The 11,788-nt window shown below is 44.8% G+C and carries 9 protein-coding genes; 2 read left to right on the top strand and 7 right to left on the bottom strand.

Translation table 11 applies throughout. The annotated features are described in order from the left end of the window. Positions 1 to 9 precede the first annotated feature (9 nt). Positions 10 to 1,890, top strand: a complete 1,881-nt coding sequence (locus ACPYIV_RS11175; protein ID WP_293731779.1) for a hypothetical protein — start codon at positions 10 to 12, stop codon at positions 1,888 to 1,890. Between the two features lie 73 nt (positions 1,891 to 1,963). After that, positions 1,964 to 4,924 carry a PEP/pyruvate-binding domain-containing protein gene (locus ACPYIV_RS11170; RefSeq protein WP_293731780.1) on the top strand — a complete coding sequence of 987 codons (2,961 nt, stop codon included), beginning with the start codon at positions 1,964 to 1,966 and terminating at the stop codon, positions 4,922 to 4,924. A gap of 91 nt (positions 4,925 to 5,015) precedes the next feature. Here ACPYIV_RS11170 and ACPYIV_RS11165 read toward each other — a convergent pair whose 3' ends face one another. The 7 genes from ACPYIV_RS11165 to ACPYIV_RS11135 form a co-directional block, all read right to left on the bottom strand. Beyond that, a complete protein-coding gene (locus ACPYIV_RS11165; RefSeq protein ID WP_299364771.1) occupies positions 5,016 to 5,201 on the bottom strand; it encodes a HepT-like ribonuclease domain-containing protein in 186 nt (61 codons plus the stop codon). 147 nt (positions 5,202 to 5,348) lie between these two features. Further along, complete coding sequence (locus tag ACPYIV_RS11160; protein ID WP_293731782.1) at positions 5,349 to 5,675, bottom strand: nucleotidyltransferase family protein; 327 nt, start codon at positions 5,673 to 5,675, stop codon at positions 5,349 to 5,351. 923 nt (positions 5,676 to 6,598) lie between these two features. Continuing rightward, positions 6,599 to 7,594: a metallophosphoesterase family protein gene (locus tag ACPYIV_RS11155; RefSeq protein ID WP_425883022.1), complete on the bottom strand. Its 996-nt coding sequence runs from the start codon at positions 7,592 to 7,594 to the stop codon at positions 6,599 to 6,601. Positions 7,595 to 7,730: 136 nt separating this feature from the next. After that, the gene (locus ACPYIV_RS11150; RefSeq protein WP_425883020.1) at positions 7,731 to 8,465 is read right to left on the bottom strand and encodes a nucleotidyltransferase family protein; all 735 of its coding nucleotides are present in this window, start codon (positions 8,463 to 8,465) and stop codon (positions 7,731 to 7,733) included. Beyond that, complete coding sequence (locus ACPYIV_RS11145; protein WP_425883018.1) at positions 8,462 to 9,892, bottom strand: RapZ C-terminal domain-containing protein; 1,431 nt, start codon at positions 9,890 to 9,892, stop codon at positions 8,462 to 8,464. Before ACPYIV_RS11145 ends, ACPYIV_RS11150 begins: the two co-directional genes overlap by 4 nt. Positions 9,893 to 10,089: 197 nt before the next feature. Next, entirely contained in the window at positions 10,090 to 11,424 is a 1,335-nt protein-coding gene (locus ACPYIV_RS11140) for an NADP-specific glutamate dehydrogenase (RefSeq protein ID WP_293731794.1), read from the bottom strand. Positions 11,425 to 11,597: 173 nt separating this feature from the next. Next, positions 11,598 to 11,780: a hypothetical protein gene (locus tag ACPYIV_RS11135; protein ID WP_321781260.1), complete on the bottom strand. Its 183-nt coding sequence runs from the start codon at positions 11,778 to 11,780 to the stop codon at positions 11,598 to 11,600. Between the last annotated feature and the right edge of the window lie 8 nt (positions 11,781 to 11,788).

Raw genomic sequence — 11,788 nt, 5'->3', positions numbered from 1 at the left:
GAAATTATTATGTATAAAAAGAATGCGATTAATGGTCCCGAGTGTGGGATGATCGGAGATATAGAACTTTTTGTGCCGGATAAAAAGAGAGCCTACGATATCTCTGAGTTTTTCTATATCCATTATACAGTGGCGGAACTTAGAGACCTTGTCGCTGTTTTGTATCCTTTGGTAAAAAAACGCAAGATAGTGGGGGAAGGAGCCGGGACATCTGTAGAGGTAATAGTTGATAATATCAATGCTAAGCCAACTTCGGCAAACAAAGATGTTTTGGTTGATTTCATTGCTATTTTTCTTGGGGATTTGCGGAACTTCGGGCAATACCTGGAGTCTTTGCCTGGAAACGTGCAGTTGCTTTGGAATTATCTTATCAGGAATAAGACTATTAGCTATTCTACATTAAAAAAAATAACTGGCGAGGAGTGGATTAAGTCTACAGATATATATAGTTCTTGGAGCAAGAGTTTAATAAAATCTCCTTTTTTGGCTTGGTTCGTTGTTGAAATGGGTGAGCCTTCCTGGTATGACAGTCAAACACACCGGTATATTTCTGAAATCTATATCAGTATGCCGGATTTTCTGTTTAACTGGTTTATTCCCTTTTTTTATGAAAAGACGGACTTCGTGTTGACGGAACTGCCGGAATTGCCTGCTGAAACCGAACAATTGAAGGTCTTTAATGCTGAATCATCTATCTTTACGGAACTTACCATCTTGGATGGATTAGAGAAGCAGGGGGGCCTGGAGATAAATGAGAAATGGAAATTGTCTGCCGCCTGTCTGAAAAAACTGTCTGCCCAGGTTAATCTTTCCGAGTTCTTTCCTCAAGAGTCAGACCGGAGTCTGAATACACTTCGGGCAAACTTAATGTTTTCGACTTTTGCTTTTTTCTGGACGGTTAAAAAAAGGAATATAGGTCAGCCGGAGAAGGAACTGAGAGATATTTTTAGTGAAATGATTTTGAATTATCCGGTGATCTTATATCCGATCCTTTTACCGTACACCAGTGGACTGCGTTCTTCGGAATTTAGGAATCAGTTAGGCTTGCAATATCTGAAGATGGTAATTTCTGAAATAACTTTATCGGATAGCCGGCAGTGGCTTTTGGCCAGCCAGTTTATTTTGCATTGCCGGTTCTACAATATCCCATTTTCTCCGTTTAATCGTTTTAGCCTTGAGAAAATGAAACTTAAAGATAAGTTGAGCGGAGATTTTATTTATAAGGATGGGTGGTATATTGACTTAGATGAGGTGTTTATCAAATCTTTTATATTTCTGTTAGCCTCTTTTGGGTTGTTAGAAATAGCTTATGATGCTTGTCCGTCTTCTTTTTCGTCCCCCTTTCATGCACTAAGATATTTCCGATTGACAGCATTGGGCGCTTATGTGTTCAATATTACAAATACTTATGAGTTGCCGAAGGCAAAAGAAGAAGGCCCTTTCTTTGATCTGGACGCTCGTAACCTGATTGTTCGTTCTTTGGGCGAGAATAATCCGTACGAAACGCTGTTGCAGGATGTGGCGATACCGATCGGACAACATCGTTACAAGTTGACGCATGCAAGTTTTTTGAATAATTGCAAGACGAATGAAGATGTGGTGAATAAAATAGAATTCTTTAAACGTTTTATCAGTGCTGAACTGCCTGAAATATGGAGTGAGTTTTTTGATTCGTTGATGAAACGTTGCCGTCCGCTTACTTCAATTTCAGCCGATAAGTATCTTGTTTACCAGCTCGATGCCGGTAATGAAGAGCTGTTGCGGTTGGTTTCTACCGATCCGGTTATCCGAGAAAATACGGTTCGTGCCGAAGGGTATTTGTTGCTTGTCAAGAAAGATTCGCTTAAGCAAGTGGTAGCACGGTTGAAGTATTCCGGATATTTACTTTAGGAGAATCCGTTCTGTTTGTCTGCTATTTCGTTTTTTTCCTTACATTTGGGGCAGTTAATTCTATCAAATCATTATGAGCGGAATACCGGACTTTAGGAACCTTGTGTTTAAAGACACATCATTCGCCAATCTAATGAATAAGCGTATATATAATGTATTGCTTATTGCTACTAAATACGATGCCTTCATGCTGGAGGACGACGGGCGGGTAGACGAACAGATATTCAACGAATATACATCACTCAGCCTTCGTTACCCGCCACGTTTCACGCAGGTGACGACCGAGGAGGAGGCGCTTGCCGAGTTGAAGGACCGCAACTTCGAGTTGATCATCTGTATGCCGAATATGGATAACCGTGATATTTTCGCGGCGGCGACGGAGATCAAGATCCATTATCCTAATATACCGATCGTGGTCCTTACCCCTTTCTCGAAAGAGGTGTCCAAGCGGATTGCCAATGAAGATCTGAGCGCAATCGACTATGTGTTCAGTTGGTTAGGCAATGCGGAGTTGTTGCTTGCCATCATCAAACTGATCGAGGACAAGATGAATGCGCCGGACGATACGGCCAGTGTCGGTGTCCAGATTATCCTGTTGGTGGAAGATTCCGTCCGTTTCTACTCTTCGGCTTTGCCGCACCTGTATAAGTTCGTGCTGGAACAGAGCCAGATGTTTGCGAAAGAGGCTTTGAACGACCATCAGCGTACACTCCGTATGCGCGGCCGTCCCAAGATCAAGCTGGCGCGTACCTATGAAGAGGCTGTCCGCATCTTTAACCAGTACCGCGATAATATGTTAGGAATTATCTCGGATATGAGTTTCATGCACAACGGCGTGAAAGACCCCTATGCCGGGTACAAGTTCGGACAGTATGTGCGGAAGACCGGCCTGATCATCCCTTTCGTATTGGAGTCGTCGGAGGCAAGCAATAAAGTCTATGCAAAAGAGTTGGGAGCTTCTTTTATCGATAAGAATTCCAAGAGCTACCCGCAGGATCTGAGGAAGAAGATCATGCAGCGTTTCGGTTTCGGTGACTTCGTCATCCTGAATCCGCAGACGAAGGAAGAGATCATGCGCATTAAGGATTTGAAGGATTTGCAGAAGAAGGTCTTCCAGATACCCGACGATTCGCTGGTTTACCATTTAAGCCGTAACCACTTCTCCCGTTTCTTCTATTCCCGTGCCATGTTTCCGCCGGCCGAGGTGCTGAAGCGTGTGGACGTGAGCGACTACAAGGATATGGATGAGGCGCGTAAACTGATTTTCGACCTGATCGTGCAGTATCGCCGGATGAAGAACTCCGGTGTCGTCGCGGTCTACCAGAAGGAGCGCTTCGACGAGTATAGCAACTTCGCCCGTATCGGCGACGGTTCTCTGGGAGGAAAAGGTAGGGGCTTGGCGTTTATCGGGGCGATGGTGAAGCGTTACCCCAAACTGGAACACGACCATTTTGCTGTGACCATCCCGAAGACGGTTGTGATCTGCACGGACATCTTCGACGAGTTTATGGAGACGAACGAGCTGTATCCGGTTGCTTTGAGCGATGTGGATGATGATACGATCCTGAAATATTTCCTGCGTGCCAGCCTTCCCGCTCGCCTGATTGAAGACCTGATGGCGTTTTTCGATGTTGTCAAAAGCCCGATTGCCGTCCGCTCGTCCAGTCTTTTGGAGGATTCCCATTACCAACCGTTCGCTGGGATTTATTCTACCTACATGGTACCCAAATTGGAAGATAAATACGATATGCTCCGTACATTGAGCGATGCGATCAAGGCGGTCTACGCTTCTGTCTTTTATCGTGATAGCAAAGCCTATATGACAGCTACATCGAATCTTATCGACCAGGAAAAGATGGCAATCGTTTTGCAGGAAGTGGTAGGAAACCGGTACAATGACCGTTTTTATCCGACTATTTCGGGTGTCGCACGTTCATTGAATTTCTACCCGATTGGTAACGAAAAAGCGGAGGATGGCATTGCCAATATCGCCCTGGGACTTGGTAAGTATATCGTAGACGGTGGCCAGACTTTGCGCTTCTCTCCCCGCCATCCGCACAATATTTTACAGATGAGTACGATGGACTTCGCGTTGCGTGAGACGCAAACCCGTTATTATGCACTCGATCTGAAAAACCTGACGGAGCAATTCTCGGTTGACGATTCATTTAACCTGCTTCGCCTGAACCTGAAAGATGCCGATGCGGACGGCTCGTTGAAGTTTATTGTCTCGACCTACGATCCTTATGACCAGATCATTCGTGACGGTTACTATCCGGGCGGGCGTAAGATCTTGTCTTTTGTAAATATCCTCCAGCATGACGTGTTCCCGCTCGCCGATACGCTCGACCAGATTCTGCATGTCGGGCAGGATGAAATGGGGCGCCCTATAGAGATTGAGTTTGCGGTGAATATCGATCCGCAGAACCCGTCTTATGCTACTTTCTATCTGCTACAGGTCCGCCCGATCGTAGACAACAAGGAGGTGATGGAAGAAGACCTGACGCTTGTGGAGCAGGCCGATACTATACTTTCATCGACCAGCGTTCTGGGGCATGGTATCGTGACGGATGTGCAGGACATCATATATGTAAAAACCGGTGCTTTCTGTTCTTCCAACAACCAGTCGATCGCTTACGACATCGAGAAGATGAACCGCCAGTTCACTGCCGTGGAAAAGAATTATGTTCTGGTCGGTCCCGGGCGTTGGGGCAGCAGCGATTCCTGGCTGGGCATTCCCGTGAAATGGCCGCATATCAGCAATGCACGTGTCATTGTGGAATGCGGATTGGAAAATTATCGCGTCGATCCGAGCCAGGGAACGCATTTCTTCCAAAATCTGACGTCATTCGGCGTCGGCTACTTCACGATCAACCCATTTAAAGGAGATGGCTGGTTCGATGAGGAATACCTGAATTCCCTACCCGCAGTAGAGGAAACCGAATACCTCCGCCATGTCCATTTCGATAAGCCGATTGTGATCAAGATGGACGGAAAGAAGAGTTTGGGGGTGGTGTTGAAGCCTGAAAAGTGAAAAAATACTATCCGCAAGATAAAGTCTTGTACTTCAAGCATTAGGCGGGGAGTGCAAGGCTTTTTTTATTTGAACGATGACGAGAGGTAATCTAATCGTTTAGCTCTGAATAATATTGTTCAATCAACGGTTTTAGCTCTGGGATATCTCTTTCAATGGTGTTCCAAAGCTGTTTGGGCTTAATCTTGTAGTATCCATGAACTAATACATGGCGCATCCCTTCTATTACTTCCCATTCTATTCCCGGATGGTTATCTCGAAACTCTTTCGTCAGCATATAAACAGCCTCTCCTATGATCTCAACATGTTTTACGAAACCATAAAAATGATAGGATCATCGAGTATCTCTTCATAAGTGTGTTTGTCTTTATTATTCAATAAGACGTTAATTGCTCCCAAGATATGTTCCAATCGTACTTTATCTTTAATTCTCTCTCTCATAGATCAATATTCTGTCGTGAAAAACACTATCTGTCGCAAAAGAAAGTAGTCCGTCTTCTTCTACCAAATCAACCTTTCGATTTAGTAATTTGGAAAGTGAACACATGATGCGGGAAATGGTAAATAAGGATATGTTTTCTGCATCTTTGTATTGCACAAGGATATCGATATCGCTATCTGAGGTCTCTTCACCTCTGGAATAAGAACCGAACAACCAAGCCCGGAGAACGGGTTGGCCGGATAAGTATTGCCGTACTTTCGGTAATATCTTTTGTATATTTTTGTTCACTTGGACCGGAGTTGTTTCCATAACAAACTTACCTTTTTCTACAAAAATAGGAAATAAGTTTGATTCTGCATGATGGATTGTTGGAATTTGTTAGTATTTAGAATAAATAGAAATGTGTCCCAGTCTCTGTCAACCAGGTCAACCGCACTAAAATCGTGTCAGATGAAATTCGTGCCTGAATATGATCCTAATAATCATTTTGTCAGAATTGTCAAAATGCCATATTTGCTATCCTGAGATTCGCCTGTATGCATCCATTTGGGCAAATGGTTGCAAATAGGACAAGGAAACAGGGTTTGCGATTATTGTTTTGTTCGTATGGTTGTAGGAAAGTCGTTTTTTGTCGCCTAAAAATCGGAATGGTGCGAAAGAATGAATATTTGTGTCTGGAAAAAGGGGGAATTTCTATTAAAACGTCAATTGCAAAAGGTCTTCCTTATAGGGATCGTGAGGCGTTAAAATAGCTTTCAAAGGCCTTTCGGAAGCTTTTTTACTGCCTTTTTCCCCTTTGTTTCAGTCCACCCGGCAAAATCATTTAGATGATTTCCCGAATTCATCAGGATGATTTACCTAAAACATCTCAATGGTTTTTCATAATCATTGAGACCATTTTCAAAATCATTTAGATGATTTGCCGGAAAAGGTGCGAAATCAAGTGGACTTTAGGCTGAAAGGTGTAAAAACAGGAATATGCGTGTTAATGAAAACGTCTGAAATAGGTTGAATTGATAGAAAATACGAATATTTGCAATAAATTAGATAGTTCTGTCATGTCAGGGCAACTGCTGGAGTGCGGGAACAGGATTATCCTGATAAATGATGATTTACCTGCATTTTGATACGGTTGCCATTTGAAGAATAGTTGCCGCTGCCAAGAGAAATCAGAAAGGGACTATGCGGAATAAGATGCATAGTCCCTTTCTGTTTTTTGAGATATGGATGAATCAGTCTTTCTTCTTGATGAAATCCGATGGATAGTTGACCGTGTTGATCACCTCTCCTCCTTTCAGGCGAATCCAGGTCTTGAAGCTGGTTGAGCCTTCGGTCATTTCGATCACGCGGGCGCCATTGGTCAGGTTGTTGTACACCGTATCGCCACCGGTATAGCGGCCGTAGGCCAGCAGGATGCCTTTCCAGAAAACGGCATAGTCATCGTCATGGTCGTGCCCGACAAATACACCTAAGATATCTCCCATTTCTTTCATCGAAGCGAACATACCGGAGTTGAGTTGCGGGGCGCAGGCTTTTTCCTTCCGTGTTCCCATCAGAATAGCCGTTTCGTCGGATGCCGCTTGGTTGTATTCCGGCAAGGCGATGTGGAAGAATGCCAACGAGGGCAGGGGAGCGCCGCCGTTTTGCTTCGTGTACTTCTCACTGTTTTCGCGATACCATTGGATCTGGTCGAACTTGATGTAATCGTAGCCGCCTATCCCCTTGATCTGGGAATAAGAATGGGAGTCTAAGCAATACAGGATGGCTACATCTTTCTTTCCATCGGACGATTTCAGGGGAAGGATAAAGTTGGTTGCTCCCACGACTCCGGCTACGGAATCGGTCAGGTTATACGGAATCGTCTGAATGATATCGAATAACTGGGTACGGGTAAGCCCCTGTTCGTTGTCATGATTACCGAATGTCACCCCGAACGGAATCTTGCGGTTGGCGGCTAAGTTCAGGATAGTGCGCATCCCTTCCTCTGCCGGCTGACCGTAGATGATATCGCCGGTGAATAACACCAGGTCCGGCTTTTCCGCATCCAGCACTTCGTTGATGCGCTCGAGGGAAATAGCTGACTTGGGATTCCCGTGAATGTAATGGACGTCCGTGAACTGTACGATTTTGAACTTGCCGCCTTTGTTAAATTTCAAGACCGGCTTCTGTGCAAGGCCCGGTTGCAGGCATCCGAGCACAAGTGAAAGGATGATAAGGAGTTGTTTCATCTTTATATGGTTTTTGTTTATGAATTGTTTACTCGATCGTGATGTCGAATTGATCGTATGAATCTGTTCTCCACGCCTTATCGGATGTCAGGGACGAAAGTGCGAAGAGGGGAGAGACTGTTGGCGATCCAAATTGTTACTTCTGCATTATCCATTTTTCAGCCATCGCCAATGTCTCCGGTTTCCCTATATCTATCAGATGAAGGTCATCGTCGGCATAGGCATGTATGTTGGTCCGGGCGCAGATGGAGAGGTAGAAGTTGATGATCGAGAACTTTCCGGTCCATTCTTCCATCCAGTCGAATATCTTAGGAGACAATATATGTATCCCGCTAAAGGCATATTCGTTATATTGGTTCGGATCGAAGTCGGGGTAGAACGATTTGACTTCACCTGTCTCACGGTTGCGCCAGCCGCATAGTTTGTTTTCCTTATTGAAAAGCAGGTAACGGGAGGTGTTGCGTTTGCTGACTAATAATGTCGCCAACGGATTTGCTTCTACATGATGATTGTAAAGTGTACGGAGGTCGATGTTGGATATGATGTCGACATTGTGTACTAAAAACGGCTCGTTGCCTTGCAGGAATGAGGCGGCATGTTTGATTCCGCCGCCCGTATCGAGCAGATAATCCCGTTCGTCGGAAATGTGTATTTGGATACCGAAATTATTGTTGGCTGCCAAAAAGTCGATGATCTGGTCTCCCAAATGGTGGATGTTGATGGCGATCTGGTGAAAGCCGGCATCTTTTAGTTTAAGGATCACATGTTCGAGCATAGGTTTCCCATTGATAGGAAGTAATGCTTTTGGGGTGCTGTCGGTCAGCGGTTTGAGGCGTGTCCCCAAACCGGCTGCGAAAATCATAGCTTTCATAATATTGCGTTAAAGAGTTGTTCAATGTTTTGTTCCCTGTGCACGAGGTCTACCCGGACGCCGAACTTGGAATGGATATGTTCCGCCGTATGTTGGGCGGAGTAGACCGAGCGATGCTGCCCCCCGGTGCAACCGAAACAAATCATCAGATTGGTGAATCCCCGGTCTATATAACGTTTGACGGAAGCATCCACAATTTCGTAAGCATGATCCAGGAAGCGGGTGATTTCTCCGTCTTCTTCCAGGAAACGGATCACCGGCTCGTCTAATCCGGTAAAATGGTTGTAACGTTCGTATTTACCCGGGTTATTGATGGCACGGCAGTCAAAGACAAATCCTCCACCATTACCGCTCGGATCGTTGGGAATTCCTTTTTTATAGGCGAAACTGACAATCTTGACTTTGAGCGTATGCTTTTGGATGTCGTCATAGAATTGAGACAGATTCGTCAGATCCCGTAATACGGAGCATAAATATGGGTACTCCGGATAGTCTTCTTTTAAAAGCTGACGGAGATTGTCGATTGCAAAGGGAACGCTTTGGATGAAATGCGGCTTCTTCTCGAAATATCCCCGGAAGCCGTAGGCTCCTAAGACCTGTAAAGTCCTGAAAAGAACGAAGTGACGTAATTGTCTGAAGAAATGCTTTTCGTCTATTTCCGTGTACTCGCGTAGCGCCTGCAGATAGTCGGCGATCAATTCCTGTCTCAGTTCAGCCGGATATTTGGCTTTCGCCTGCCAGAGGAAAGAGGCGACGTCATAGTAGATCGGGCCTTTGCGCCCTCCCTGGAAATCGATGAACCAGGGTTCGTTATCTTTTACCATCACGTTGCGCGACTGGAAATCCCGGTACATGAATGTCGGTGTACAATCTTGCAACAGAACATCGCTCATTTTCTGGAAATCATCTTCCAGAAGGTTTTCCTGGAATTCCATTCCGGTTGCTTTCAGGAAACAGTATTTGAAATAGTTCAGATCCCAGAGGATCGAACGTTTATTGAATTCGGGCTGAGGATAACATTGGCTGAAGTCGAAATCTTCCGCACCCTTAAATTGCAGGGCCGGCAGAAGCGTGATCGTCTTATGCAGCAAAGACTTTTCCGTCTCGTCGAAGAAACAACTTTTCCGCCCTTTCTCTATCGCATTAAAGAGCAAGGCGTCTCCCAGATCTTCCTGGAGATAGAGCGATTTATCATCCGACCAGCAATAAACACGGGGAACGGGCAATCCTTTTTCCCGGAAATGTGCGGCCATATAAATAAAGGCATTGTTTTCTTCTATGGAAGTACCGCTTACACCGATCAGGGAAACGGGGCCTGACAATCTGAAATACCGGCGGTTAGAGCCGGAAGAAGATAGTTCGGTTATATCGGTTGCCGGCGATCCGGTATGTGTCTGGTAAAGTTGTTTTAATTCGTCAGTTATCATGTCTTTCTATTTTCGGCACTAAGGTAAGATTAAATAATTAAAAATGGAGAATTGAAAATTGAAAATTAAGGGAGATCTCGGCAATAAAAAGGGGAGAAGCGTCTGTTGCCAGTTCTTCTCCCCCTTATTCAAATAATCATTAATCCCTATTTACTTCAAATATCGAATCAAAACAATTCTTCATTTTCAATTTTCAATTAAATAATGCCCTGTGCCATCATTGCCTTGGCTACTTTCATGAAGCCGGCAACGTTAGCGCCTTTCACATAGTTTGTGTAACCGTCGGCTTGCTGGCCGTATTTTACACATTGTTCGTGGATATTCTGCATGATGCTCTTCAATTTGGCATCTACTTCTTCGCTGCTCCAGCTCAGTTTCTGGGCGTTCTGAGTCATTTCCAGACCGGAAACAGATACACCGCCGGCGTTAGCTGCCTTACCTGGAGCATACAGGATCTTTGCATCCAGGAATGCGTCGATAGCTTCAGGGGTCGAAGGCATGTTTGCACCTTCCGATACGGCGAAACAGCCGTTGGCAAGTAATGTTTTGGCATCTTCGCCGTTCAGTTCGTTCTGAGTTGCGCTCGGCATTGCGATGTCGCATTTTTCTCCCCAGGGACGGGCTCCTGCCACATATTTACAACCGTATTGTTCTGCATATTCACGGATACGGCCACGATACAGGTTCTTCAGTTCCATGATATAATCCAGTTTTGCACGGTCGATGCCGTCCGGATCGTAGATGTAACCGTCCGAGTCGGACATTGTCACTACTTTAGCACCGAGGCTGATCAGTTTTTCTACGGTATATTGAGCTACGTTACCTGAACCGGAAACACAAACGGTCTTTCCTTTGATGTCGATTCCTTTTGTCTTCAGCATTTCCAGCAGGAAATAAACGTTACCGTAACCGGTCGCTTCGGGACGGATCAATGAACCGCCGAATTCACGTCCTTTACCTGTGAACGTACCGGTATTTTCCTGAGCCAGCTTCTTATACATACCATACATATAACCTACTTCACGTCCGCCAACACCGATATCGCCTGCCGGAACATCCGTGTCCGGGCCGATATGACGCCATAATTCCAACACGAAAGCCTGGCAGAAACGCATGATTTCAGCGTTTGATTTGCCACGCGGACTGAAATCGGAACCGCCTTTGCCACCGCCCATCGGTAGGGTTGTCAATGAGTTCTTGAAAGTCTGTTCGAAAGCCAGGAACTTGAGGATAGACTGGTTTACAGAAGCGTGGAAACGGATACCGCCTTTGTACGGGCCGATTGCATTGTTATGCTGGATGCGGTATCCCATGTTGGTTTGGATCTGCCCTTTGTCATCCATCCAGGTTACGCGGAAGGAGAAAATACGATCGGGGATACAAAGACGTTCGATCAGATTGCTCTTTTCGAATTCGGGATGTTCATTGTAAGCCTCTTCGATTGTTCCTAATACTTCTGAAACTGCCTGATGATATTCCGGTTCATTCGGAAATCTTCTCTTTAAGTTGTCTAAAACTTCACTTGCCTTCATAAGACTGATTTTATTTAGAATGTTATATTTATAGTATCAATTTGTAAATTGCATGCCGTTCTTTTAATGGCCTCGCAAAGGTAAGCTAATATTTTATACAAACAAATATTTGAAAGAAAAAATGCATTAAAAATATCATTTAGGTATTTTAATCGGGTAAAAGTAACCAAATGTCATTCATCTCTGCGTCTTTTGCTCTTGTAGATCGGAACGAACACAATGATAGCTGACGCTACCAGGGCAAAAATGACGTCAAATGTTATCTTTTCACTGTATACAAGCAGCATGTAGCAAAGAACACCCCATAAAAGAGTTATACATACGGCTTGACTATTTGTAATCTTTCTGCGTGCCATTGTTTACA

The organism is Parabacteroides vesiculifaciens (assembly GCF_049860805.1).
GTDB lineage: Bacteria > Bacteroidota > Bacteroidia > Bacteroidales > Tannerellaceae > Parabacteroides.
This window is presented reverse-complemented; position numbering and strand designations above follow the sequence as displayed.